We start from the raw sequence: 22,105 nt of genomic DNA, 5'->3' as shown, positions 1-22,105 counted from the left end.
GAGCGATAGCGCCCAAGGAGCCATTTATGGCGACAGTGAAAGTCACCGACGAAAGCTTTGACGCCGACGTCCTGAAATCTTCGACCCCGGTCCTGGTCGATTTCTGGGCCGAATGGTGCGGCCCCTGCAAACAGATCGGCCCGGCGCTGGAACAGATCGCCGACGAGCTGGGCGGTCAGGTCACCGTGGCCAAGATCAACATCGACGACAGCCCCATGACCCCGTCGAAGCTGGGCGTGAAGGGTATTCCGACCCTGATGCTGTTCAAGGACGGCCAGATGGCTTCGATGAAGGTCGGCGCCATGCCCAAGGGCAAGATCGTCGAATGGCTGGCCGAGGCCGGCGTCAAGGCCTGAGCCTTTTCGACCCTGTCAGATCAAGCGCCCGCCGGTCCGACCGGCGGGCGTTTTTCATGCTAGGATGGCGTCATGAGCGACGAAGACACCCCGAAACCGGCTGACGACATTCCCGGCGAGACCCCGGTCCAGAAGGCTCTGCGCCTGAAGACCGCCAAGCTGGATGCGCGCGCCAAGCCGCCGCGCGGCGGTCGCTTCCAGCGCGAACAGGCCGCCCGCATCGCCGCCGGCAAGTCCAAGCCTTGGATGACGCGCTAGACCGGCCAGGTTTCCTCGCTGGCGCCCATGACCTCGCCGGCCAGATACAGCGATCCGCAGATGGCGACCCGGCCCGCGCCCAGGCGTAGCGCCAGGTCCAGCGCCTCAGAAACCGATCCCGCCGGGGTCGCCGCCAGCCCATGCCCGCGGGCCACGGCCGCCAGGGCCGTTGGCTCGGCCGCCGCCCCGTCGAAGCCGACGGTGAAGACGGTGGCCTGGCTCTCCTTCAGCGCGGCGAAGAAACCGCCCGCATCCTTGTTGTTCAACATGCCGCAGATCAGGGCCAGGGGACGCGGCGCCCGCGCCTGACGCTCGGCCAGAAACGCCGCCAGCGCCCGCGCCGCATGGGGATTATGCCCCCCGTCCAGCCACAGCTCCGCCTCCGCCGCCTTGGCCGCAGCGCCGTATGGCCCCGCCGAAATCCGTTGCAGACGCGCGGGCCAGCGTACCCGCTTCAGCCCCTCGGCGATCGCAGCCTCGGGCAGGTCCAGTTCGACCGCCGCCGCCACGGCCAGGGCCGCATTGTCGATCTGATGCGCGCCTGCCAGGGCCGGCGCCGGCAGGTCCATGAACAGTTCGGCCGTCTGGAACGCCAGACCGCCCCGCTCGGCCCAGGCGTCGAAGTCGACTCCCAGCACGGTCAGCCGTGCATGGACGTCGGCGGCGCGACGTTCGATGGCCGCCATCGCCTCTTCCTTCTGGCGCGCGATCACGGCCGGCGCTCCGGCCTTCAGCACGCCTGCCTTTTCCGAGGCGATAGCGGCCAGATCCGTGCCAAGGAACTCCGCATGGTCGTAGTCGACCGGGGCGATGACGCTGAGCAGCGGCCGCTCGATCACATTGGTCGCGTCCAGCACCCCGCCCAGACCCACCTCGATGATGGCCAGGTCGGCGGGCGTCTCGGACATGGCCAGGAAGGCGGCGGCGGTGGTGCTTTCGAACACCGTGGCCTCGCTGTCCGTCTTGGCCATGACCGCCTCGATCCGGTCCAGGATCGCATTCAGATGATCGTCCTCGATCAGCGTTCCAGCCAGTCGGATCCGCTCGTTGAACCGCACCAGATGGGGCGAGGTGTAGGCGTGCACCTTCAGCCCCGCCGCCTCGGCGATGGCGCGGATAAGGGCGACGGTCGACCCCTTGCCGTTGGTGCCCGCCACATGGATCACCGGCGGAAGCTTGTGTTGCGGATCGCCAAGGGCCGCGCACAGCACGCGCATTCTTTCCAGCGAAAGGTCGATCCGCTGGGGGTGGCGCGCGCGTAGTCGTTCGGAGACGGGATCCATCCGCCTCCTTTACCCCCTGATTTCGAGAACCGCGACATGACTTCCAGGCCGCAGATCAGAACAGCGGCGCGCATTGTCCTCGCGGCCGTCTTCCTGGGCGCAGGGGTGCTGCATCTGATGGTCCCCGGCCCCTTCGTGCGGATCACGCCGGCGTGGGTTCCGCAGCCGGCCCTGGTCGTGGCCCTGACGGGGATCGCCGAACTGCTGGGTGCGGCGGGTCTGATGATCTCGCGCCTGCGGGTCGCCGCCGGCTGGGCGCTGGCCGCTTACGCCGTCTGCGTCTATCCGGCCAACATCCAGCATGCCGTGAACTTCATGACGTCGGGCGCAGGGTTAGGCTGGGCCTATCACGGCCCGCGCCTGCTGTTTCAGCCGGTCATCGTCTGGTGGTGCCTGTGGGCCTCGACCGCGATCGACTGGCCCTTCAGACGGTCTCAGGCGGCGGCGCGGGTTCCGCCCATCAGCATGGACAGGATCTGACCCAGGGTGCGCGGCAGGTCGGCGCGGGTCACGACCCGGTCCACCATGCCCTTTTCCTGCAGATATTCGGCGCGCTGGAAGCCGGGCGGCAGCTTCTCGCGGATGGTCGCCTCGATCACGCGCGGTCCGGCGAAACCGATCAGGGCGCCCGGTTCGGCCAGATGCACATCGCCCAGCATGGCGTAGGAGGCCGTCACCCCGCCCGTCGTCGGATCCGTCAGGACCACGGCGTAAGGCAGTCTGGCGTCTTTCAGCTCCTCGATCGCCAGGGTGGTGCGCGCCATCTGCATCAGCGACAGGGCGCCCTCCTGCATCCGCGCGCCGCCGGCGGCGGTGAAACAGACCAGCGGAACCTCGCGGCTCACCGCCTCGCGCGCCGCCTTGATGAAGGCCTCGCCCGCCGCCATGCCCAGCGACCCGCCCATGAAGGTGAAGTCCTGAACAATCACGACCGCGTTCTGACCGCCGACCGAACCATAGCCGATGGCCATGGTGTCCTTGCGGCCCGCGGCCTTGCGCGCGGCGTTCAGGCGATCCTTGTAGGATTTGCCGTCCGAGAATTTCAGCGGATCTTCCGGCACGTCCGGCGTGTCGATGGCCTGGAAGACGCCGCCGTCGAAGGTGGCCTTCAGGCGGGTCGGCGCATCGATGCGCATATGCCGGCCCGACGGCGTCACCCAAAGGGCGGCCTCCAGGTCCGAGCGATACAGCATCTCGCCGCTGTCGGGATCCTTGACCCAGAGATTGTCCGGGGTGTCGCGGCGCGACACGATCTTGCGGACGCCGGGCGCAAAGCGGCTCAGCCAGCCGCCGCGCTTTTCCTGAGGCTTGGTCTTGTCGTTCATCCGCGCGCTCTTAGACGGTTTCCACCACGGAAGCACTAGCGGCGACGGATCGAACCGCATCGCCCAGCGCCTTCACCCGGGCCAAAACGCGCGCCGCGACGGGTTCGTTCGCCTCCAGCGCCGCCGCCACCTCGTCCACCAGGGCCGAACCCACGACCACCGCATCGGCGACACGGGCGATCTCGGCGGCCCGTTCCGGCGTCTTGACCCCAAAGCCGACCGCGACCGGCAGGCCCGAGGCCTTGCGCACCCGCTCGACGGCCGGCGCCACCACGTCGGCGTTCGCTTCCTTGACGCCCGTCACGCCCGCGACGGCGACATAATAGACAAAGCCCGAGGTGCCCTGGACAACGATCTTCAGCCGGTCGTCATCCGAGGTCGGCGTAGCCAGGCGGATCAGCGAGATCGACACCTTGTCCAGCGCCTCGATCAGTGGCCCGGCCTCTTCCGGCGGACAGTCCACCACGATCAGCCCGTCGATGCCGCAGTCGGCGGCATAGGCGGCGAAGGCGTCATAGCCCAAGCTCTCGATCGGGTTCAGATAGCCCATCAGCACGATGGGCGTGGCGTCGTCGCCCTTACGGAATTCCTTGGCCAGATCCATGGTCGAGCGCAGGCCGAACCCCGCCGCCATGCCCCGGATCGCCGCCCGCTGGATCGGCGGCCCCTCGGCCATCGGATCGCTGAACGGAAAGCCCAGTTCGATGATGTCCGCGCCTGCAGCCGGCAGGCCGTTCAGGATCGCCAACGCCTCTTCGCGCGACGGATCGCCGCCCATCACATAGGGAATAAAGGCGGCGCGGCCCTCGGCCTTCAGCGCCTTGAAGCGCGCGTCGATACGGGCGGTGGTCATTGTTGCGGCGATCCGGCGGCGGCAGGCGGTGTCGCGGCCGCGGCAGCCGCGCACACGTCGCCCGGAATGGTGGCGAAGCCCAGATAGCCGGGCAGTTCGGCGACGGCGGTCTTGGTGGTGTCGTAGAAGGCGACCATCTGCATGCCGTCGCAGCCGCCGGCCTCGCGGCGCTTGATGAAGACGACGCGGTTGTCGTCACCGCCGGCGGCCAGCCAGTTCTTGCTTTCCAGATCGGCGATATAGGCGTCGGCCAGAGCGCCGATCTGGCCCAGCTGTGCGGTCACGCAATAGGCCCGCCCCGTCAGATTGTTCAGCCCTCCGCAATCGGGCGACAGCTCCGCGCCGGGCAGTAGGCCGACGTTAGCCGGACCGCCTTGCGGCGCAGCGGGGGCCGGCGTCGGGGTAGGCGTCTGGGCCTGCGCAGCGGCGGCGGACAGGCTCAGGACGGCGGTCGCCGCAAGAAGGGTACGGATCACAGGTTCACTCCCAGATGTTTGGCGACCTGGAAGATGTCCTTGTCGCCGCGCCCCGACATTAGCAGGACGACATCGCCGCCCTTGCCGACTTCGCGCGCCACTTCGCCCGTCCGCGCCAGGGCGTGGGCCGGCTCCAGCGCAGGAATGATGCCTTCCAGCTTTGAGCACAGCTGGAACGCCTCCAGCGCCTCATTGTCCGTCGCCGAGCGATATTCGGCCCGGCCGATGTCGTGCAGCCAGGCGTGCTCCGGCCCGATGCCGGGATAGTCCAGCCCGGCCGAGATCGAGTGCCCTTCGACGATGTTGCCGTCCTCGTCCTGCAACAGGTACGTCCGGTTGCCGTGCAGCACGCCCGACCGCCCGCCCTTCAGCGAGGCCGCGTGATCCGGTGTATCCAGCCCATGGCCGGCCGCTTCGACGCCGATCAGGCGCACGCCCTCGTCCTCGATGAAGGGGTGGAAGGCGCCGATGGCGTTCGAGCCACCGCCGATGCAAGCGACCACCGCTTCGGGCAGCTTGCCCATTCGGGCCATCGACTGGCTCTTGATCTCCTTGCCGATCACCGACTGGAAATCGCGCACCATGGCCGGATAGGGGTGCGGACCCGCCGCCGTGCCGATGATGTAATAGGTGTCCGAGACGTTGGTGACCCAGTCGCGCATCGCCTCGTTCATCGCGTCCTTCAGGGTCGCGGCGCCGGCCGTGACCGAGAAGACTTCCGAACCCAGCAGACGCATGCGGAACACGTTCGGCTGCTGCCGCTCCACATCCACCGCGCCCATATAGACCGTGCAGGGCAGGCCGAACCGCGCCGACACGGTCGCCGAGGCGACCCCGTGCTGACCCGCGCCGGTCTCGGCGATGATGCGGGTCTTGCCCATGCGACGGGCCAGCAGGATCTGGCCCATGCAGTTGTTGATCTTGTGCGCGCCCGTGTGGTTCAGGTCCTCGCGCTTCAGCCAGATGTTGGCGCCGCCGAAATGTTCGGTCAGGCGCTCGGCGAAATACAGCGGGCTTTCGCGACCGACATAGTGGGTCAGAAAGCTGTCCAGCTCAGCCTGGAAGCTGGGGTCCGCCTTGGCCGCCTTATAGGCCGCGTCCAGCTCGTGGATCAGCGGCATCAAGGTCTCGGCCACAAACTGACCGCCATACGGACCGAAGCGACCCTGCGCATCCGGCCAGGCGTAGGCGTTCGACAGCGGCTGGGCGGAATCGGCGGCTTGGATGGGGGCCACGATGGGAGTTTGGGCGTTCACGGTTTCGACTTTCACGCGGAGAGGCGTCGCAATTACGACCGGCGCGCGTTTTGGATGAAGGTCGCGATCCGGTCGGCGTCCTTAACACCCGGCGCGCTTTCCACGCCAGAGGACACATCGACCATGGGCGCAGCCGTAATCCTCAGCGCCTCGGCCACATTGTCCGGGTTGAGACCGCCCGCCAGGAACCACGGATGGCGAAACGCCCGGTCCGCCAGCAGGGTCCAGTCGAAAGCCAACCCATGCCCTCCACTGTAGAAGGCTCCCTTGGGCGCTTTGGCGTCCAGCAGCAGGTGGTCTGCCGACGCTTCCATCGCTTCCAGTCCGACCAAGTCCTCTGCGCCGGCCACCCCCACCGCCTTGATCACTGGAATTTCCCAGTCGGCCCGTGCGTTGCGAACCTGAAGCGGCGTTTCGCGACCATGCAGCTGGATCATGTCGGGCCGAAGATCATGAACCAGATCGTCCATCTCAGGACCGACCATGTCGGCAAACAACAATACGGTTTTCGCTCGGCCGCGCGCCCGATCCACCAGCCGCTTCGCCAAGGCCGGCCCCGCGTACCGCGGACTGGCCTTGACCATCACGAAGCCGACGAAATCCGCCCCAGCATCCAGCGCGGCATCCAGCGTGTCCGGCGTGGTCAGGCCGCAGATCTTGATCTTGGTGGTCATCCCTCGACCTGCGCGTTCGATCCCGCAGGCGTCAAGAGCTTCAACCCAGGCTCTCGGGCGTCGTGAAAATCGAGGCGACCTCATCCGCCGTCGCGAGGCGCCACTGACCGGGCGCCAGATCGGCGGGTAGGACCAGTCCGCCCAGCCGTTCGCGATGCAGGGTCTCGACGTGGTTGCCGGCGGCGGCGAACATCCGGCGCACCTGGTGATAGCGGCCCTCCGTCACCGTCAGCAGGGCCTCGGTCGGCGACACCACCTCCAGCACCGCCGACGCCAACGGCTTGTCCTCGCCCTCCAGCACCAGCTCGCCCGAGGCGAACAGCGCGCCTTCCGTGCCCGTCAGAGGCCGCGCCAGACCCGCCCGGTAAACCTTGGCCACATGGCGTTTGGGCGAAATCACCCGGTGCAGCAGATCGCCGTCGTCGGTCAGCAGAAGCAGGCCCGTCGTCTGCTTGTCCAGCCGTCCGATGGTCGAGATGGCGGGATCGCGCGCCCGCCACCGTCCCGGCAGGATGTCATAGACCAGCGCCCCCTCTTCCTTGTGTGAGCAGGTCATGCCCAGCGGCTTGTTCAGCAGGATCACCAGCCCCTGCACGGGGTCCAGCGGCTCGCCGTCGATCTCCATTCGCGTGGGCAGGTCCGGCGTCACCGCAATGCGTTTGGACACGTCCGTCAGGTCCGCCCCGTCCAGCACGATGCCGCCCGCCTTGGCCATCCGCGCCATTTCGGCGCGTGATCCATAGCCCATCGAGCCCAGCAGACGATCGACCCTCGACGTCGGGGTTTTCTTCATGCGCTACCGCCCTTCGGACTGCTTGAGCGCGGTCACTTCACCGCCTCGAACAGCTTGTAGCCGCCCGCCTCGGCGACCAGCCGCACCCGTTTGAACGCCGCGTTCAGCTCGGCCTCATAGGGCAGGTGCCGGTTGGCGACGACCCAGGCGACGCCGCCCTTCTTCAGAAGTTCCGCCGCCTTGCGGATGAAGGCCTGACCCAGCCGACGGTCCTCAGCCCCACCGTCGTGGAAGGGCGGATTGCTGACCACGAAATCCTTGTCGCCCTTGGCCTCCAGGGTGCGGGCATCCGACCACCAGACCTTGGCGCGGTCGTCCTCGATATTGCGGCGAGCGGCCTGGATGGCGCGGCGATCCAGATCGACCATCTTCAGTTTGCTCACGGCGGGCGAGCGCAGCACCACGATCGACAGCGCGCCATAGCCGCAGCCCAGATCGACGCCCTCGCCCTTCATCGCCGGCAGATGTTCGGCCAGCAGCGCCGAACCCGGATCGATCCGGTCCCAGGCGAATACGCCGGGCTGCGACCAGGCCTCCAACCCCGGCACGATCTGCGGCCCACCCGCGGCGATGGCCTCGTCCAGCCCCTCGACCGTTTCGGGTCGAATGACGATGCAGCGGCGATGGTGCGCCTTGGCGGTCTCGGCGACCTCGAGCCCAAACCCTTTGAGCTCCTTGCCCAGGCGCGATCCGCCCTTGTCCTTGGGCGCCATGACATCCAGCCGTCCGCCGACCTTTAGCGCCTTCAGCGCCAGGGCCAGCACGTAGCGCCGCTCCAGCACGCCGGGCGGGGCGTAGATCATGACGCTGTCAGCCGAGCCGGGGTCCTGCGCCTCCAGCGCAGCCGAGTCCGGGATCAGGGGCGATGTCTGGGTCGCATCGCCGGGCGGATCGAAGACGACCGGCGGGCGGCCGTACAGAAGCGTGGTCATGGTCTCAGAACCCCGCCTGCAACAGCACCAGACCCACGACCCCGACCACGATACGCCACCAGGCGAAGACGCCGAAGCCGCGCTTGGACACGAAATCCAGCAGGAACCGCACCACGGCCAGGGCCGAGATGAAGGCCACGACGAAACCCACGACGATCAGGCCGATGTCGCTGAAATCCAGCGTCTTGTGGTTCTTCAGCAGGTCATAGGCCACCGCCGCCCCCATGGTGGGCAGGGCCAGAAAGAAGCTGAACTCAGCCGCCGACCGCTTGTCGGTCTTCAGCAGCAGCCCGCCGGCGATGGTGGCGCCGGACCGCGACACGCCGGGAATCATGGCCAGGCATTGGAACAGGCCGATCAGGAAATAGATCCGCATCGGATAGGCCTCGGCGTCCAGCCATTTGGGCCGCTTGTCCATCCGGTCCAGCAGCAGCAGGATCACCCCGCCGACGATCAGGGCGATGCACACCACCTGCGGCGTCTCGAACAGCACCGTCTTGATGAAGTCATAGGCCAGGAAACCGATCACGACAGCCGGCGCGAAGGCGACCAGCAGCCCGATCAGGAACCGGCGCGCCTCGGCGTCGAAGGGCCAGCGCGTCGCCAGGGTCCACAACTTCTTGAAGTAAACGCTGACGATGGCCAGCAATGCGCCCAGCTGGATCACGATCTCGAACGTCTTGCCCGCGCTCTCGAAGCCCATGAAATGGCCCAGCAGCAGCATATGGCCGGTGGACGAGACGGGAATGAACTCGGTCAGCCCCTCGACCAGACCCAGAATAATGGCGGCAAGCCAGTCCGACATGAGACCCTCGAAAACCAATGCGCCCGGAACGCGCCGCGCCCGGATGCCTTCCCCCTAGAGCATGATCGTTTCTGACGGAACGACCCGTTTGGGCCAGCGGTTGGCTTTCAGCCACGATTGCGCGAGAAGAAGCCGACAATGACGACGCCCGCCCCCGCCCCCGCCTCGCTTGACGACGCCCATCTGGCCACGCGCCGCATCACCCGCCTGTCGGTCGGGGTCGCGGTGGTGCTGATCGCGATGAAGGCCTTTGCGCTGGGCGCCTCAGGCTCGGTCTCCATTCTGGCGACCTTGGCGGATTCGGTGCTGGATCTGGCGGCGTCCCTGACCACCTTCTTCGCCGTGCGCTGGGCCGCCGCCCCGGCCGACGAGAACCACCGCTATGGCCATGGCAAGGGCGAGGCCCTGTCCGCATTGGTCCAGGCCGGGCTGGTCTTCGCCTCGGCTATCTTCATCGCCTGGGAGGGGGTGCAGCGCATCTTCGACCCCCGTCCCGTGACCGCCGGCCTGTGGGCGAGCGGGATCGTGATCGCCACCATCGTCATCACGGCCTGGCTGGTGTGGATGCAGACCCAAACGCTGAAGAAGACCGGCTCCGTCGCCGTCGCCGGCGACCGCGCCCACTATGCGGCGGACCTCGCCGCCAACGTCGTGGTGCTGATCGGCGTGATTTCAGGCGCCTTCCTGGGCGCGCCGGGACTGGATGCGGCCGCAGGCATCGTCGTCGCCGTCTGGCTGTTCTGGGGCGCGACGGGCATGTTGAAGGCCGCCGCCGATCACCTGCTGGACCGCGCCGTGCCCGAGGCCGACCGCGCCGCCATCACCAAGGCCGTCCTGGCCGATCCCCAGGTCTTCGGCGTGCACCAGCTGCGCACCCGCATGTCCGGTCAGGTGATGATGGTCCAGATGCATGTCGATCTGGACGCGCACCAGACGCTGGACGCCGCACACGCCATCGTCGTTGCCGCCGAAAACCGGGTGCTGGCCCAGTATCCCGCCGCCGACATCCTTATCCACGCCGACCCGCGCGGCCACGCCCGTCCGCAGCGTGCGATCCCGGCCGCGGCTCCCGCCGAGCCGCAAGCCGCGCCCGCGCCCACCGGCCCAGCGCCCAAGGGGCCATGGTCCTGACCTTGCGTCCAATTTCAATGCAGTAAACGCGCATTAACGGGTCCGGGCGCATCACCCTTAGATGGCCGACCCTTGCGTTCTCTTCCACTTCGCCTTCCAGCCCGCCTCGCGCGCCGCGCGACTGGCGTTGGGCGAGGCGCGGATCGAATGGACCGACACCCCGGTTCGTCCGTGGGAGGACGATTGCCCGGTCAATGACTTCAACCCGTCCGGCCTGCCGCCGGTGATCCAGACGATGGATCGCGGCCGCCCCCTGGTGCTGTGCGAACTGCCCGCCGTCCTGGGCTGGATCGAGGATCAGCAGAAGGCGCCCCTACTGCTGCCCGCCGACCTCGCCGAACGGGCCGAGGCGCGGCGCCTGACCGGCTGGTTCGAGCGTCGCTTCATGGACGAGGTCGACGCCGTCCTGCTGCACGAGCGGATGGAAAAACCCCTGCTCAAGCTCGGCCCGCCCGAGGCCCGCGCTCTGCGCGACGGGCGCGACGCCCTAAAATCCCACCTCGCCATGCTGGAAGACCTGGTCGCCGCGCGCGACTGGCTGGCCGGCCGCCGCCTGTCCCAGGCCGACCTGATCGCCGCCGCCCACCTGTCGGTGCTGGACTATTTCGGCGAAGTCCAGTGGAAGACCTGGCCCGGTCTGAAGACCTGGTACTCCAAGCTTAAATCCCGCCCCTGCTTCCGCCCCCTCCTCGCCGACCGCTTCGTCGGCGTGCCGCCTTCGGCATGGTATGCGGATCTGGATTTCTAAAGCGCCTCCGCGCTCAACCGGGCGATCCACAGCTTGGCGCGACTGACCTGTTGGTCCTTGCGCCGCATGTCCGAGATGTCTTCCGGCAGGCGGTCCAGCTGTTCGAAGCGGAAATCCTCGGGCGTGTGCGCCTTCCACGCCGCCTGAAGCGACCGATACGGACTGCCGCCGTGGCGCAGCGCAAACCACAGGCCGTTCTGTTCTGTGTCGATGTGGCGGCTCTTGCCGACCCAGGCCTGACCTGTCGCGCTGCAGATCACGGCATAGACCCCGGCGATGGTCGCGCGCTCCTTATATTCGGCGATCAGGCTCTTGCGATTTGTCGGAGTCATGGCGCTCTCTTATTTATCCGGGTACAAACATGACAGACAATTTTATCCGGGTAAATACATGAACGATGAAGATCGCGATCTGGTCCTGTTCGACGGTCCCCGCCGCATCGCCAGAGGCTCGGACGCCGCCGTGGCTGCCGCTTTCCGCAAGGCCCTGGCGGCCTCGCCTCAAGCCGCGCTGCGCGTGTTCGATCTGGCGACCGGTCGACCGGTCGACCTGGCCCTCCGCGAACAAGAACCGGCTCCGGCTCCAAAGCGCGGCCGTCCGCGTCTGGGCGTCGCCGCGCGCGAGGTCACGCTGTTGCCCCGTCACTGGGACTGGCTGGCGACCCAGCCGGGCGGCGCCTCGGCCGCCCTGCGCCGTCTGGTGGAGCAGGCGCGCAAGACCGGCGCCCACGACGATGCGCGCCGCCGTCGCACCGACGCCGCCTACGGCTTCATGGTCGAGATGGCCGGCGACGCCCCCGACTTCGAAGAGGCCAGCCGCGCCCTGTTCGCGGGCGATCGCGACCGTTTGACCGCCCTGATCGCCCCCTGGCCCACTGACATTCGGGCCGAGATTCTCGAATTGTTCGACGGCGATGCGGCATCCAGCGATTGCCAAAGACGTCTCTCAGCCACTGCGTGCAAATGAGACTTCATGCTATCCCCCGGCCGTGTCCGACCGCCTGAAAACCTTCATCCGCCAGCGCGCGGCCGAGCTGGGCTTCGATGTCTGCCGGTTCGCCTCGGCGGCCGACGCCTGGCCGGCGGGCGAGCGGCTGCGGCGTTTCGTGGACGAGGGCCGGCATGGCGACATGGAATGGATGGAAACCACGCTGGATCGCCGCCAGCATCCGACCGCCATGTGGGACGAGGCCCGGACCGCCATCGTCCTGGGCATGAACTACGGCCCGGAGCAGAACCCGCTGGATCAGCTGGCTGACCGTTCGGCCGGCTACATCTCGGTCTATGCGCGCGGCGACGACTATCACGAGGTCATCAAAGGCCGGCTGAAACAGTTGGCCGGCCAGATCGCGGCGCGCAACGGCGCGGACATCAAGGTCTTCGTCGACACCGCCCCCCTGATGGAAAAGCCGCTGGCCCAGCGCGCCGGCCTGGGCTGGCAGGGCAAGCACACCAATCTGCTCAGCCGCACCCACGGCAACTGGCTGTTCCTCGGGACCATCCTGACCGCCGCCGAGATCGCGCCGGACGCGGCCGAGAGCGAACACTGCGGCCGCTGCACCGCCTGTCTAGACGCCTGCCCGACGAACGCCTTCCCCGCCCCGTTCCAGCTCGACGCCCGGCGCTGCCTGTCCTACCTGACCATCGAGTTCGCCGGTCCCTGGCCGGTCGAGTTCCGCACCCTGACCGGATCGCGCATCTATGGCTGCGACGACTGTCTGGCGGTCTGCCCTTGGAACAAGTTCGCCCAGGAAGCTCGCGAAATCCGGCTAATGCCACGCGAGGCCTTCGAAAGCCCGCGCCTGTCCGACCTGCTGACGCTGGACGACGCCGCCTTCCGCGCCCTGTTCACCAAGAGCCCGGTCAAGCGCATCGGCCGCGACCGCTTCCTTCGGAACGTGCTCTACGCCGTCGGCAACTCGAACGACCCGTCCCTGATCGAACCGACGCAGGCGCTGTTGGCCGACCCCTCGTCCCTGGTGCGCAGCGCGGCGGTTTGGGCCCTGTCGCAACTCACGCCGCCCGACGACTTCGCGGCCCTGGCCAAGGCGACGACCGAGACCGATCCTCAGGTTCTAAGCGAATGGCGGCGCGCTTGAGGTCTAGGTCCCGCTTCGCAGCGAGTCGACGGATTGCGTGAGGGTCACCCCATGGCCGTGCCGACGCCCGATCCGCCGCCAGGCACCTTGGCCACGTCGAGCAGTTTCAGGCGGAAGATCAGCACGGAGTTGGCGGGGATCTTGGGATTACCCTGCTCGCCATAGCCTAGCTCGGGCGGGACATAGAGCAGCCATTCGTCGCCGACGCGCATCTTCTGCAGCGCCTCGGTCCAGCCCTTGACGACCTCCTCGGGCGTGAACACCGCCGGCGCGCCGCGTGCGAAGGAGCTGTCGAACACGCTGTTGTCGACCAGCTTGCCCTCGTAATCGACCTTGACCAGGTCGTTGCGGTCCGGGCTGACGCCGCCGGCCGGTCCCGCCTGCACCACCTTGTATTGCAGGCCGCTGGGCAGGGTCTGGACGCCCTCTTCCTTGGCGTTCTTGGCCATGAAGGCGGCCGCCTCGGCCTTGCCCGCGTTCGGATCAACCGGCTCGGCCTGGCCGCAGCCCGCCAGCAGCACCGCAGCGAGCAGAGCCGCCTTACCCCATCCGAAGTTCATAGCCGCGTTCCTTCAAGGCCTCGCCGATCTCGTCGGCGTGGGCGCTATCGCGCGTTTCGACCATGATGTCGAACTCGGCGCCCTTGGCCGGCACGTCCAGCGCCAGACGGTTGTGGACCACGTCGATGATGTTGCCGCCCAGGCCGCCGATCACCGCCGCCATGGCCGACAACATGCCCGGCCGGTCGTCGCCCAGGATGCGATAGACGATCAATCTCCGCTCACGGACCATCTCGCGATTCAACACGACCGCCAGCATCCGCGCGTCGATGTTTCCGCCGCAAAGCTCCAGCCCGACCTTCATCCCCTTGAACCGGTCGGGATAGGCCAGAAGCGCCGCCAGACCGCCGGCGCCCGCGCCTTCGGACACCGTCTTCTCATAGGTGACATAGGTGGCGACGGCCCGTTCGAAGTCGGCTTCCTCGCAGACGAAGACCTCGTCCACCAGCGGGTCGGCCAGGGCGAAGGGAATGTCGCCCACGGCCTTGATGGCGATGCCTTCGGCGATGGTCTGGCCGGTGCAGACCGGCGGCTGGCCCGCCCGTTTGGCGGTGAAGGAGGGATAGCGGGCGGCCTCGACGCCGAAGACCTTGATGTCCGGCTTCATCGCCTTGGCCGCGATGGCGCAGCCCGCAATCAGCCCGCCGCCGCCGATGGGGATGATCAGGGCCTCGACCTCGGGCGCATCCTCCAGAAGCTCGATCGCGCAGACGCCCTGGCCCGCCACGATGCCTTCGTCGTCAAAGGCCGAGACGAAGACATAGCCCTTTTCGGCTTCCAGCCGCTTGGCCGCCTCGGTCGAGCCGGTGAAGTCCAGCCCTTCGATCACCACGGTCGCGCCGTGCGAGCGGGTGCCGTTGATCTTGGCGAAGGGCGTGCCCTCCGGCATCACGATGGTCACCGGCACGCCCAGCCGTCCGCCGTGATAGGCCAGGGCCTGGGCGTGGTTGCCGGCGCTGGCGGCCACCACGCCGCGCTTCATCTCCTCGGGGCTCAGCATCAGCAGCCGGTTCAGGGCCCCGCGCTCCTTGAAGCTGCCGGTGAATTGCAGATTGTCGAACTTCACCCAGACCTCGGATCCGGTCAGCTGCGACAGCTTTCTGGAATAGCGGGTCGGGGTGCGGTCGACCGCACCGGCGATCCGGGTGCGCGCGGCTTGGATATCGGCGAAGGTGACGGTCATACAGGGCGTTTCCGAGCTGTCGCGCCTCGACGAATGGGCGCGTTGTCGGGCCTGTTTCGCGCGTTGTCGGGTCCGGGTCCAGAGGGGGAATCTTGAGCGTGGAAGTCGCCCGGCCTGTCGTGCGATAGTGGGGGAAGTCGTCCCCCACGACCCCGAAATCCCGGAGGAAGCCCCATGTCGATCCGTTCGTTCGCCGCCCCTGGCCTGGCTCTCGCCCTGACCGCCGCAGCCCTCTCCGCCTGTGCGCCCACTGCTGGCGGCGGCCTGCCGAACGGGGGCCCCGCCGCCTTCAACGAGGCCGATTTCGGCTGGTCCCAAATGCCCGGCCGCAACAGCATTCAGGGCCAGATCGCCTTCGCCCGGGACGGCAAGGCCTTCGACTGCGTCGCCAGCGTCGGCCTGACGCCGGACACCCCCTACACGCGCGCCCGCATTCGCACCCTGTACGGTTCGACCCAGCGCGCGGCCGTGCCCGCCGCCGTCGTCCGCGCCCGCACCGTCGCCGACGCCAACGCCGACTATCGCAACTATGTCCGCTCCGAGCGGTGCGAGAACGGCCGTTTCCGCTTCGACGGCCTGCCGGACGGCGGCTGGTTCCTGATCGTGCCGGTCACCTCGGGCGACGCGCCCCTGGTGCTGATGCAGTCGGTGCAGACGCGCGGCGGCCGGGCCGTCTCCGTCACCCTGTGACCCGCACGCCCCTTCTCACGAAGATGCGACCCCGGTAACGCGGATCGCCATCTTCTGACCACGAGCGCCCCGGACTGATCGCTGCTTCTGTGCGAGAGTTCGGGGAGCTTTTTTCTTGTCCCAACACAATATCATAGGATCCGAGGCCTTTACGCGAGGGCCGTCGGTCATCATCCGCAAGTACAAGGCGGGCGGCATGCGGCGTCGCCGGTCCAAGACCATCGCGACCTTCATCGCCGGCGCGGGCGCCATGCTGGTGGTGGGCGCCGTCGCCGTCGCGGCCGTCTATGGCCCCGCCCTGGCGGGCGGCTGACATTGCGGGCTGGCCGTCAGGCCAGCCAAACCATCATGCGCGTATCGGCCTCGGCCCGACGCGCCCGGCTCCACGCCCGGCGCGTCTCGCCGGTGTAGAGGAAGCCCGCCTTTTCCAGCACGCGGCCAGAGGCCGGATTGTCGGCGAAATGGCCGGCGACCAGCGCCCGGCGCTTCCACTTTCGGCTGGCCCAGACCAGGGCGGCGTCCAGCGCCTCGGTGGCGAAGCCCCGACCCCAGTATTCACGCCCGATCCAATAGCCGGTTTCCGGCACCCGATCCTCGCCCTCGAACAGACCGATGACGCCGATGGGCCCCACGTCCTCATGGTCGATGACGAAGGTGTTGGCTCGCCTGGGATCTTGCGAGGCGACCTGCAGCACGAAGTCGTCGGCGTCGCGCATCTGGAACGGATGCGGCATCCGCTTGGTCATGCGCGCGATGTCCAGGTCGTTGGCCAGGGCGGCGATGCGCGGCGCATCCTGGGGCGCGGGCGCGCGCAGGATCAGGCGCCGGGTCTCGACGACAGGAGAGGTTTCGATGACGCACATGGGCGTTGCCTCGGATTGTCGACCATCTCCTTGAAGGGCTCGGACGGTCTTCGAGGCGGGGAAACGCAAACGGGGAGCCTGGTGATCCAGACTCCCCGCGGATTATCATCCCTGGTCCGGATCGGCTGCTGGCAGGAGCAACGCGATCCGGGAAGGTCCAGACTGCGTTACTCGGCGGCCATCGCCTGAGCGGCGTCGTCGTTGGCCGCGAGGATCGACACGTAACAACGGCCGCCACGTTTGGTGGTGAATTTCACAGCGCCGTTCGTCAGGGCGAACAGGGTGTGGTCGCGGCCCATGCCCATGTTCTCACCGGCGTGGAAGGTGGTGCCGCGTTGGCGCACGATGATGTTGCCGGCCAGCACGCGCTCGCCGCCATACTTCTTCACGCCAAGGCGCTTCGACTCGGAGTCGCGACCGTTACGCGACGAACCACCGGATTTCTTGTGAGCCATCTTGCCGCTCCGTACTTTCTTGAGGGTCCTACCGGCCTTTCGGCCTACTTGAGGACGTCTCTCTTAACTGGTCTGGCGCGGTGAGCGCCGGTGAATGTCTTAGGCTTCGTCGCCGGCGGCTTCAGCCTTGGGCGCAGCCTTCTTTTTGGCCGGGGCCTTCTTGGCGGGAGCCGAGCTCTCGACCACGACGCCCTTGACCTCGGCGCCGTCCACGTCGGTCACGACCGTCTCGGTCGAACCCAGCGAGGAGGTGGCGTCACGAGCGGCCAGGTTGCGAGCGCGCAGGTTGATCTCGGCCTTGGTGGTCAGATCGACCTTGCCGTCCCACTTGGCGGTCTCGCCGGCGCCTTCGATGCCGGTGATGCGCAGGACCGATTCCATCTGGCGATGGCCGTTCGTGCGGCGATAGCCCTGCCGACGGGTCTTCTTGAAGATCTTGATCTTCTCACCCTTGCGGGTCTCGACCAGGGTCGCGCCGACGAAGGCGCCGTCGATCAGGGGGGCGCCCAGGGTCACGCCCTTGTCGCCGCCCAGCATCAGGACGCTGTCGAACTTCAGCTCAGCGCCGGCGTCGCCGTCGAGCTTTTCGACGACGATGGTGTCGCCCGGTTGGACCCGGTACTGCTTGCCGCCGGTCTTGATCACCGCGTACATGTTGAAGCCTCAGCGCAAACGCAAAAAAAGATACGCCCCCGGAGAGGGCCCCGGCGGCGAAGAGCGGCGACATATACGGAAGGGTGTCGGAGAGTCAACGCCGAACCGGGCGGAAATTCAGCCCCGGACGGATTATCCCCGCTGTCGCCGCGCCTCAAACTCAGTCCAGGGCGCAGATGTCCGGCAGGCCCCTCAGCGTCCCAGCGTGGTCCAGGCCATAACCGACCAGGAAGCGGTTCGGCGCCTCCCAGCCCACGAAGTCGGGCTCGGGCGCGCGGGGCTTGGGCCAGGGCTTCCTGGCGAAGACGCAGGTCAGGACTTCGGACGCGCCGGCGTCCTTGGCGATGCGCACGGCCTCCGCCAGCGACAGGCCGGTATCGAACACGTCGTCGAGTATTAGGACGCGGCGTCCCGCGATCGGGCGCTGGAACGGCGCATAGACGTCGATCCGGCCCCGGCTGGTCTGTTCATCGCCATAGGAGGCCAGCCACAGGGCGTCGAAACGGACGTTGCGGCCAACGCGCGACAGGGCGCGGGTCAGGTCGGCCGCGAACCACAGGCCGCCGGTCAGCAGCACGGCGGCGACCGTGTCGTCGTCGATGACGGGCGCGATGCGCTGGGCCAGGTCGGCGACGATGCGCGCCACCTCGGCCTCGGACAGAAGAACGGTCGGCGTCGGAGAGGGATCAGCCATGATGCGAGGCCGATACCGCCTCACCATGCCCCTTGTCCACAGCCCCGACCGGTCGCGCGTCGATCGGCGCGGCCGTGTTCGGCGCCTCGGCGCCGGGCGCCGTCGCCGAGCGCAGCCCCTGCGAGGTTTCGGCGGCGGGCTGCGCTGCATGCGCGGGCGCGGCCTTCGCATCATGTCCGCCGTGTTCAGCTGGGGGTTTGGCGGGCTCAGGGCCGGCCGGCGCGAAGTCGACGCCGATCCCCGCCCCGTGGCCGCCCGGATCGGGGATCAGGGCGGCAAAGCCCTGGACCTTGCCCGGCAGGACCGGCGCCGCGTCGATCTTTACGATCTTGAACCCGACCTCGGCGCCGGCGGCGTCCAGCAGAGCCACGCGAATCGGCGGCGAGACGATCTCGACGTCGCGCACATTGCGGATGGCGCCGGACACCACGACCATGCCGGGATGGTTCGGCGCAGCCTTGGCCGTCAGCGCCTCGAAGTCCAGCCCGACCGGATTGACCGGCGCGCCGAAGAATTTGTAGGCCGAAGCGGCTCGGGGGAAGGCCTGGACGATCTCGACGCGGAACAGGAAGGCCGAAACGATCAGGCCGATGAAGACGCTGGCCAGACCCGCCCAGATCACGCCCTGAGTGGCGGCGCGGCGCAGCTTCTTTTGGCGATCGGCGCGGGCGCGGAACGCCCGGGGCAACTCCGGCGCCGGCGTTTCGGCCAGGCTGGCGGCGGTCGGCGCCGGATCGGGTTCGGGCGAGGTTGCAGGCGTGGCGGCGGCTGCGACCACCGGGTCGGGCGTCAAGGTCAGTTCCAGCGGCTCGTCCGGCGTCGCGCGCCAGACTTCGCCGCACGATTGGCAGCGCACCTTGCGGCCTTCGGGGCCTATGGCTTCGTCACGAATGAAATAGCTGGTGGCGCAGGCGGGGCAGGTCAGTATCATGTGGCTGACTGCGAGGCTGTCGCCCCCTCCCGTAAGGCGCGAGACCGCGCCCTGTTCCTGAAACACATACCATGCCGTCCTCGCCCGCCGAACCCGCCGCTATGACCGAGACCGTTCGCCTGTCTGGCGTCGGCTTCGGCTATGTCGGCGCGCCCGACGTGCTGCGGGACGTTAACCTCATTTTGCCGCGCGGCTCTTTCCACTTCCTTACCGGGCCGTCCGGGGCCGGAAAGTCTTCATTGCTGCGTCTGCTGACGCTGGCGGACCAACCCCGAACGGGAACCCTCCGCCTGTTCGGATCGGATGTCACGCGCATCGATCGTCGCGACATCCCGGCCTTTCGGCGGCGGATGGGCGTGGTGTTCCAAGATTTCCGCCTGCTGGATCATCTGTCGGCCTTCGACAACGTCGCCCTGCCCTTGCGGCTCGCGGGCGGATCCGAGGCCGAGTACGCCGACGACGTGCGCGAGATGCTGAAATGGGTGGGCCTGGGTCGCCGGATGGAGGCCCGTCCCCCCGCCCTGTCCGGCGGTGAGAAGCAGCGGCTGGCCATCGCCCGCGCCGTCATCACCCGCCCCGGCCTGATCGTGGCGGACGAACCGACCGGCAGCGTGGACGCCGTGATGGCTGACAAGCTGCTGCGGCTGTTCCAGTCGCTGAACAAACTGGGCGCCACCGTCCTGATCGCCAGCCATGACGAGGCCCTGGCCCAGCGATCCGGCGCGCGCGTCTTGAGGCTGGAGGCCGGACGGCTCAGCGAATCCTCGCGGGCCACCGCATGATCCGTCTGTCCGATTTTAGTCTCTCCAGCCGCCGGCCCGGCCTGCTGCCGCCCGCCGCGGCCGGCGAGCCGTGGCTGATGACCGTTATCGCCGTCCTGTGCTTTTTGGCCTGTCTCGCGGCCGTCGCCGCCTCCGCCGCCGACCGCGCCGCGCACGGCTGGGCCCGACAGCTGGGCGCCGAGGCCACCGTGCAGGTCCGTCCCCGCGTCGGCGAAACCGGCGACACCGCGGCCGCGCGCGCGGCCGAGACCTTATCCGGCGTCGATGGGGTGGAGGAGGCCGCCGCCCTAAGCCGCAAGGCGGCCGAGGACCTGCTGCGCCCCTGGCTCGGCGACGCAGTCTTGCCCGATCTGCCCCTGCCCCATCTGGTGACCGTGCGGTTGAACCGCGACGCCCCCGCCAGCGCCGTCACCCTGAGCCGCGCCCTAGCCGAGGCCGGGCTGGACGCCACGGTGGACGATCACAGCCTGTGGCGCGGCGAGGTCGAGCGGTCCGCCGGCATGATCACGGTCCTGGCCGGCGCCGCCTTCCTGGCCGTCGCCTTCGCTGCGGCCGCCGCCATCGCCTATGCGACCCGGGCGGGGTTGGCGGCGGGTCAAGGCGTGATCGAGACCCTGAGCCTGAACGGCGCGACCGACGGGGCCATCGCCTGGCTGTTCCAGCGGCGGTTCGGTCTGATGGCGGCCGGCGCGGGCGCGATCGGCGCCGGGCTGGCGGCGGTCCTTCTGATCCTCCTGCGGTTCATCGGCGGATCGGGCGGCCTGACGGCGGCCCTGCCGATCAGCTGGAGCGACCTGGCGTTGCTCTCGCCTTGCCCGCTGCTCGCGGCTACGGTTGCGGTTCTCGCGGCGAGATTCGCCGCCATGCGAATGCTGGCTTCAGGACGGCCGACAGAGGGAGGGGGCGCATGAGACTGTTGAGCGTCATCTTCATCGCCGGTCTGATCTGGCTGGTCGGCCTGTTCGCCTTCGCCCACCGGGTGCGCGAACTGACGCCGGCCGACGACCCCGCCCGCGCCGACGCCATCGTGGCCCTGACCGGTCCGTCGTCCGAGCGGGTCAACACCGCCATCCGCCTGCTGGAACAGGGCAAGGGCGAGCGGGTGCTGATCTCCGGCGTCAATCGCGAGGTGCGCCGTCAGGAGCTGCGCGAGCTGACGCCCGGCTCCAGCCGTCTGTTCAACTGCTGCGTCGACCTGGGCTTCGAGGCCGAGGACACCGTCGGCAACGCCCAGGAGATCGCCGCCTGGAGCCGCGCTAAGGGCTATCGCAGCCTGATCGTCGTGACCTCCGACTATCATATGCCGCGTTCGCTGGTCGAAATCCGGGGCCAGCTGCCGGGCGTGAAACTGACGCCCTACGCCATTTCCACGCCCTCGCTGGACAATGCGCGCTGGTGGCGGGCGGCGGTGACCGCGCGTCGAATGACGCTGGAATATATGAAATACCTCGCCGTCCTGGGCCGTGAGGGCGTGCGTCGCATCACCCGCGACCGGCCCGCCGCCGTCACGGCCGAGACCGAAACCGCCCCTGACGAAAAGGCCGCGTCCTAAGTGAACACCCTGCGTTCCCTGATCTTCACCGCCTGGCTCTATTTGTCGATGCCGATCATCGCCATCGGCCTGTCGCCGGTCCTGCTGCTGCCGCACCGCTATGTGCAGGGCGTGTGCAAGCTGTGGGCGAAGATCGTCCTGTTCGGCCTGCGCTGGATCGCGGGGGTCAAGGTCGAGGTGCGCGGGTTGGAGCACGCCCCGTCGGGCGCCGCCCTGATCGCGTCCAAACACCAGGGAATGCTGGACATCGTGGCGCTGCTGGCCGTCCTGCCCGACGCCTGTTTCGTGATGAAGAAGGAGCTGATGCCCCTGCCTTTCTTCGGCTGGTTCGCCTGGAAGGCCAAGATGATCGCCGTGGATCGCGCGGGCCACGCCAAGGCGCTGAAGGATATGACGCGACAGGCGCGCGACCGCCTGTCCGAAGGCCGCCAGATCGTCATCTTCCCCGAGGGCACTCGCAACGATCCGGGCGTGCCGGGCGACTACAAGCCCGGCGTCGCCGCAATCTATCGCGATCTGGAAGGCCCCTGCTGGCCCGTCGCCACCAACTCCGGCGTCCACTGGCCGGCTCATGGTTTCCGCCGGTATCCCGGCACGGTCGTTTTCGAATTCCTTGAGCCGATCCCGGCCCAGCTGAAGCGCGGGGCCATGATGGCGTTGCTGGAAAGTCGCATAGAGACGGCGTCGTTGGCGCTGCTGGAGCCAAAGGCCCAGCTTGCGCATTCTGAACCGGCCTGACCTCCCCGCTCGGGC

The 22,105-nt window shown here is 68.1% G+C and carries 30 protein-coding genes; 13 read left to right on the top strand and 17 right to left on the bottom strand.

What is annotated here, in order from left to right; translation table 11 throughout:
• Positions 1 to 26 precede the first annotated feature (26 nt).
• Entirely contained in the window at positions 27 to 356 is a 330-nt protein-coding gene (gene trxA / locus E4341_RS03745) for a thioredoxin (RefSeq protein ID WP_017506226.1), read from the top strand.
• 72 nt (positions 357 to 428) lie between these two features.
• On the top strand, positions 429 to 614 hold the full coding sequence (locus E4341_RS03740; RefSeq protein ID WP_165115256.1) for a hypothetical protein: 186 nt from the start codon (positions 429 to 431) through the stop codon (positions 612 to 614).
• Here E4341_RS03740 and E4341_RS03735 read toward each other — a convergent pair.
• The gene (locus E4341_RS03735; protein WP_165115254.1) at positions 611 to 1,897 is read right to left on the bottom strand and encodes a folylpolyglutamate synthase/dihydrofolate synthase family protein; all 1,287 of its coding nucleotides are present in this window, start codon (positions 1,895 to 1,897) and stop codon (positions 611 to 613) included. The genes E4341_RS03740 and E4341_RS03735 overlap by 4 nt on opposite strands.
• A 36-nt stretch (positions 1,898 to 1,933) precedes the next feature.
• Here E4341_RS03735 and E4341_RS03730 point away from each other — a divergent pair, with 36 nt between their 5' ends.
• Positions 1,934 to 2,377 (top strand): DoxX family protein, encoded by a 444-nt coding sequence (locus tag E4341_RS03730; RefSeq protein WP_165115252.1) that lies wholly within the window; start codon positions 1,934 to 1,936, stop codon positions 2,375 to 2,377.
• Here the strand turns inward: E4341_RS03730 and accD are convergent.
• The 8 genes from accD to E4341_RS03690 all read right to left on the bottom strand — a co-directional run bounded on the left by accD (position 2,332) and on the right by E4341_RS03690 (position 9,011).
• The gene (gene accD / locus E4341_RS03725; RefSeq protein ID WP_165115250.1) at positions 2,332 to 3,222 is read right to left on the bottom strand and encodes an acetyl-CoA carboxylase, carboxyltransferase subunit beta; all 891 of its coding nucleotides are present in this window, start codon (positions 3,220 to 3,222) and stop codon (positions 2,332 to 2,334) included. The genes E4341_RS03730 and accD overlap by 46 nt on opposite strands.
• Positions 3,223 to 3,232: 10 nt before the next feature.
• Positions 3,233 to 4,075 (bottom strand): tryptophan synthase subunit alpha, encoded by an 843-nt coding sequence (trpA, locus tag E4341_RS03720; RefSeq protein WP_165115248.1) that lies wholly within the window; start codon positions 4,073 to 4,075, stop codon positions 3,233 to 3,235.
• Positions 4,072 to 4,551: a hypothetical protein gene (locus E4341_RS03715; protein WP_165115246.1), complete on the bottom strand. Its 480-nt coding sequence runs from the start codon at positions 4,549 to 4,551 to the stop codon at positions 4,072 to 4,074. The genes trpA and E4341_RS03715 overlap by 4 nt, the downstream gene beginning before the upstream one ends.
• Positions 4,548 to 5,750, bottom strand: a complete 1,203-nt coding sequence (trpB, locus tag E4341_RS03710) for a tryptophan synthase subunit beta (RefSeq protein ID WP_153924874.1) — start codon at positions 5,748 to 5,750, stop codon at positions 4,548 to 4,550. Before trpB ends, E4341_RS03715 begins: the two co-directional genes overlap by 4 nt.
• 89 nt (positions 5,751 to 5,839) lie before the next feature.
• Complete coding sequence (locus tag E4341_RS03705) at positions 5,840 to 6,481, bottom strand: phosphoribosylanthranilate isomerase (protein ID WP_165115244.1); 642 nt, start codon at positions 6,479 to 6,481, stop codon at positions 5,840 to 5,842.
• A gap of 40 nt (positions 6,482 to 6,521) precedes the next feature.
• Complete coding sequence (locus tag E4341_RS03700; RefSeq protein ID WP_165115242.1) at positions 6,522 to 7,274, bottom strand: pseudouridine synthase; 753 nt, start codon at positions 7,272 to 7,274, stop codon at positions 6,522 to 6,524.
• A gap of 32 nt (positions 7,275 to 7,306) precedes the next feature.
• Positions 7,307 to 8,206 (bottom strand): class I SAM-dependent methyltransferase, encoded by a 900-nt coding sequence (locus E4341_RS03695; RefSeq protein ID WP_165115240.1) that lies wholly within the window; start codon positions 8,204 to 8,206, stop codon positions 7,307 to 7,309.
• A gap of 4 nt (positions 8,207 to 8,210) precedes the next feature.
• The gene (locus E4341_RS03690; RefSeq protein ID WP_165115238.1) at positions 8,211 to 9,011 is read right to left on the bottom strand and encodes an undecaprenyl-diphosphate phosphatase; all 801 of its coding nucleotides are present in this window, start codon (positions 9,009 to 9,011) and stop codon (positions 8,211 to 8,213) included.
• Between the two features lie 138 nt (positions 9,012 to 9,149).
• Here E4341_RS03690 and E4341_RS03685 point away from each other — a divergent pair, with 138 nt between their 5' ends.
• Both E4341_RS03685 and E4341_RS03680 read left to right on the top strand, forming a co-directional pair.
• Complete coding sequence (locus tag E4341_RS03685) at positions 9,150 to 10,142, top strand: cation diffusion facilitator family transporter (RefSeq protein WP_165115236.1); 993 nt, start codon at positions 9,150 to 9,152, stop codon at positions 10,140 to 10,142.
• A 61-nt stretch (positions 10,143 to 10,203) separates the two neighbouring features.
• Positions 10,204 to 10,890, top strand: coding sequence for a glutathione S-transferase family protein (locus E4341_RS03680; protein ID WP_165115234.1), 687 nt, complete (start codon positions 10,204 to 10,206; stop codon positions 10,888 to 10,890).
• On the opposite strand, the gene E4341_RS03675 is transcribed toward E4341_RS03680, so the two are convergent.
• Positions 10,887 to 11,222, bottom strand: a complete 336-nt coding sequence (locus E4341_RS03675; protein ID WP_165115232.1) for a GIY-YIG nuclease family protein — start codon at positions 11,220 to 11,222, stop codon at positions 10,887 to 10,889. The two genes, E4341_RS03680 and E4341_RS03675, sit on opposite strands and share 4 nt — an antisense overlap.
• 58 nt (positions 11,223 to 11,280) lie before the next feature.
• Here E4341_RS03675 and E4341_RS03670 point away from each other — a divergent pair, with 58 nt between their 5' ends.
• Complete coding sequence (locus E4341_RS03670) at positions 11,281 to 11,856, top strand: DUF2239 family protein (protein WP_165115230.1); 576 nt, start codon at positions 11,281 to 11,283, stop codon at positions 11,854 to 11,856.
• A 22-nt stretch (positions 11,857 to 11,878) separates the two neighbouring features.
• A complete protein-coding gene (gene queG, locus E4341_RS03665; protein WP_165115228.1) occupies positions 11,879 to 12,988 on the top strand; it encodes a tRNA epoxyqueuosine(34) reductase QueG in 1,110 nt (369 codons plus the stop codon).
• Positions 12,989 to 13,032: 44 nt separating this feature from the next.
• Here queG and E4341_RS03660 read toward each other — a convergent pair whose 3' ends face one another.
• Together E4341_RS03660 and E4341_RS03655 are read right to left on the bottom strand one after the other, a co-directional pair.
• Complete coding sequence (locus E4341_RS03660) at positions 13,033 to 13,548, bottom strand: FKBP-type peptidyl-prolyl cis-trans isomerase (protein WP_165115226.1); 516 nt, start codon at positions 13,546 to 13,548, stop codon at positions 13,033 to 13,035.
• Positions 13,529 to 14,731 (bottom strand): threonine ammonia-lyase, encoded by a 1,203-nt coding sequence (locus E4341_RS03655; protein WP_165115224.1) that lies wholly within the window; start codon positions 14,729 to 14,731, stop codon positions 13,529 to 13,531. The genes E4341_RS03660 and E4341_RS03655 overlap by 20 nt, the downstream gene beginning before the upstream one ends.
• Before the next feature lie 174 nt (positions 14,732 to 14,905).
• Between E4341_RS03655 and E4341_RS03650 the strand changes: the two genes are divergently transcribed.
• Entirely contained in the window at positions 14,906 to 15,421 is a 516-nt protein-coding gene (locus E4341_RS03650; protein ID WP_165115222.1) for a hypothetical protein, read from the top strand.
• A gap of 115 nt (positions 15,422 to 15,536) precedes the next feature.
• Entirely contained in the window at positions 15,537 to 15,734 is a 198-nt protein-coding gene (locus E4341_RS03645; protein ID WP_039244035.1) for a hypothetical protein, read from the top strand.
• Between the two features lie 16 nt (positions 15,735 to 15,750).
• Here E4341_RS03645 and E4341_RS03640 read toward each other — a convergent pair whose 3' ends face one another.
• The 5 genes from E4341_RS03640 to E4341_RS03620 all read right to left on the bottom strand — a co-directional run bounded on the left by E4341_RS03640 (position 15,751) and on the right by E4341_RS03620 (position 19,018).
• On the bottom strand, positions 15,751 to 16,284 hold the full coding sequence (locus tag E4341_RS03640; protein WP_045810625.1) for a GNAT family N-acetyltransferase: 534 nt from the start codon (positions 16,282 to 16,284) through the stop codon (positions 15,751 to 15,753).
• Between the two features lie 167 nt (positions 16,285 to 16,451).
• A complete protein-coding gene (gene rpmA, locus E4341_RS03635) occupies positions 16,452 to 16,739 on the bottom strand; it encodes a 50S ribosomal protein L27 (protein ID WP_039244031.1) in 288 nt (95 codons plus the stop codon).
• A gap of 99 nt (positions 16,740 to 16,838) precedes the next feature.
• Positions 16,839 to 17,393, bottom strand: coding sequence for a 50S ribosomal protein L21 (gene rplU / locus E4341_RS03630; RefSeq protein ID WP_017506418.1), 555 nt, complete (start codon positions 17,391 to 17,393; stop codon positions 16,839 to 16,841).
• 160 nt (positions 17,394 to 17,553) lie between these two features.
• Complete coding sequence (locus E4341_RS03625) at positions 17,554 to 18,087, bottom strand: phosphoribosyltransferase (RefSeq protein WP_055754434.1); 534 nt, start codon at positions 18,085 to 18,087, stop codon at positions 17,554 to 17,556.
• Complete coding sequence (locus E4341_RS03620; RefSeq protein ID WP_165115220.1) at positions 18,080 to 19,018, bottom strand: MJ0042-type zinc finger domain-containing protein; 939 nt, start codon at positions 19,016 to 19,018, stop codon at positions 18,080 to 18,082. The genes E4341_RS03625 and E4341_RS03620 overlap by 8 nt, the downstream gene beginning before the upstream one ends.
• A 71-nt stretch (positions 19,019 to 19,089) precedes the next feature.
• Here E4341_RS03620 and E4341_RS03615 point away from each other — a divergent pair, with 71 nt between their 5' ends.
• From E4341_RS03615 to E4341_RS03600, 4 genes are read left to right on the top strand one after another with little or no spacing between them, the layout of a single operon-like run.
• Positions 19,090 to 19,800 (top strand): cell division ATP-binding protein FtsE, encoded by a 711-nt coding sequence (locus E4341_RS03615; RefSeq protein ID WP_165115218.1) that lies wholly within the window; start codon positions 19,090 to 19,092, stop codon positions 19,798 to 19,800.
• A complete protein-coding gene (locus E4341_RS03610) occupies positions 19,797 to 20,711 on the top strand; it encodes an ABC transporter permease (protein ID WP_084375396.1) in 915 nt (304 codons plus the stop codon). Before E4341_RS03615 ends, E4341_RS03610 begins: the two co-directional genes overlap by 4 nt.
• Complete coding sequence (locus E4341_RS03605; RefSeq protein ID WP_017506413.1) at positions 20,708 to 21,352, top strand: YdcF family protein; 645 nt, start codon at positions 20,708 to 20,710, stop codon at positions 21,350 to 21,352. Before E4341_RS03610 ends, E4341_RS03605 begins: the two co-directional genes overlap by 4 nt.
• Positions 21,353 to 22,090: a 1-acyl-sn-glycerol-3-phosphate acyltransferase gene (locus E4341_RS03600; RefSeq protein WP_066552743.1), complete on the top strand. Its 738-nt coding sequence runs from the start codon at positions 21,353 to 21,355 to the stop codon at positions 22,088 to 22,090.
• The last annotated feature ends 15 nt before the right edge of the window (positions 22,091 to 22,105 follow it).

This window comes from Brevundimonas sp. 'scallop', assembly GCF_011045535.1.
Lineage (GTDB): Bacteria > Pseudomonadota > Alphaproteobacteria > Caulobacterales > Caulobacteraceae > Brevundimonas > Brevundimonas vesicularis.
This window is presented reverse-complemented; position numbering and strand designations above follow the sequence as displayed.

Bases quoted from the DNA above. Each gene is read 5' to 3' on its own strand.
- E4341_RS03695 (WP_165115240.1), bottom strand. From the start codon at position 8,206: ATGACCACGCTTCTGTACGGCCGCCCGCCGGTCGTCTTCGATCCGCCC.
- E4341_RS03650 (WP_165115222.1), top strand. From the start codon at position 14,906: ATGTCGATCCGTTCGTTCGCCGCCCCTGGCCTGGCTCTCGCCCTGACC.
- E4341_RS03690 (WP_165115238.1), bottom strand. From the start codon at position 9,011: ATGTCGGACTGGCTTGCCGCCATTATTCTGGGTCTGGTCGAGGGGCTG.
- E4341_RS03620 (WP_165115220.1), bottom strand. From the start codon at position 19,018: ATGATACTGACCTGCCCCGCCTGCGCCACCAGCTATTTCATTCGTGAC.
- E4341_RS03660 (WP_165115226.1), bottom strand. From the start codon at position 13,548: ATGAACTTCGGATGGGGTAAGGCGGCTCTGCTCGCTGCGGTGCTGCTG.
- E4341_RS03705 (WP_165115244.1), bottom strand. From the start codon at position 6,481: ATGACCACCAAGATCAAGATCTGCGGCCTGACCACGCCGGACACGCTG.
- E4341_RS03615 (WP_165115218.1), top strand. From the start codon at position 19,090: ATGCCGTCCTCGCCCGCCGAACCCGCCGCTATGACCGAGACCGTTCGC.
- trpA (WP_165115248.1), bottom strand. From the start codon at position 4,075: ATGACCACCGCCCGTATCGACGCGCGCTTCAAGGCGCTGAAGGCCGAG.
- E4341_RS03730 (WP_165115252.1), top strand. From the start codon at position 1,934: ATGACTTCCAGGCCGCAGATCAGAACAGCGGCGCGCATTGTCCTCGCG.
- E4341_RS03740 (WP_165115256.1), top strand. From the start codon at position 429: ATGAGCGACGAAGACACCCCGAAACCGGCTGACGACATTCCCGGCGAG.
- trxA (WP_017506226.1), top strand. From the start codon at position 27: ATGGCGACAGTGAAAGTCACCGACGAAAGCTTTGACGCCGACGTCCTG.
- rpmA (WP_039244031.1), bottom strand. From the start codon at position 16,739: ATGGCTCACAAGAAATCCGGTGGTTCGTCGCGTAACGGTCGCGACTCC.
- E4341_RS03605 (WP_017506413.1), top strand. From the start codon at position 20,708: ATGAGACTGTTGAGCGTCATCTTCATCGCCGGTCTGATCTGGCTGGTC.
- E4341_RS03625 (WP_055754434.1), bottom strand. From the start codon at position 18,087: ATGGCTGATCCCTCTCCGACGCCGACCGTTCTTCTGTCCGAGGCCGAG.
- E4341_RS03700 (WP_165115242.1), bottom strand. From the start codon at position 7,274: ATGAAGAAAACCCCGACGTCGAGGGTCGATCGTCTGCTGGGCTCGATG.
- E4341_RS03640 (WP_045810625.1), bottom strand. From the start codon at position 16,284: ATGTGCGTCATCGAAACCTCTCCTGTCGTCGAGACCCGGCGCCTGATC.
- E4341_RS03680 (WP_165115234.1), top strand. From the start codon at position 10,204: ATGGCCGACCCTTGCGTTCTCTTCCACTTCGCCTTCCAGCCCGCCTCG.
- E4341_RS03675 (WP_165115232.1), bottom strand. From the start codon at position 11,222: ATGACTCCGACAAATCGCAAGAGCCTGATCGCCGAATATAAGGAGCGC.
- E4341_RS03655 (WP_165115224.1), bottom strand. From the start codon at position 14,731: ATGACCGTCACCTTCGCCGATATCCAAGCCGCGCGCACCCGGATCGCC.
- rplU (WP_017506418.1), bottom strand. From the start codon at position 17,393: ATGTACGCGGTGATCAAGACCGGCGGCAAGCAGTACCGGGTCCAACCG.
- accD (WP_165115250.1), bottom strand. From the start codon at position 3,222: ATGAACGACAAGACCAAGCCTCAGGAAAAGCGCGGCGGCTGGCTGAGC.
- E4341_RS03670 (WP_165115230.1), top strand. From the start codon at position 11,281: ATGAACGATGAAGATCGCGATCTGGTCCTGTTCGACGGTCCCCGCCGC.
- E4341_RS03735 (WP_165115254.1), bottom strand. From the start codon at position 1,897: ATGGATCCCGTCTCCGAACGACTACGCGCGCGCCACCCCCAGCGGATC.
- E4341_RS03685 (WP_165115236.1), top strand. From the start codon at position 9,150: ATGACGACGCCCGCCCCCGCCCCCGCCTCGCTTGACGACGCCCATCTG.
- E4341_RS03610 (WP_084375396.1), top strand. From the start codon at position 19,797: ATGATCCGTCTGTCCGATTTTAGTCTCTCCAGCCGCCGGCCCGGCCTG.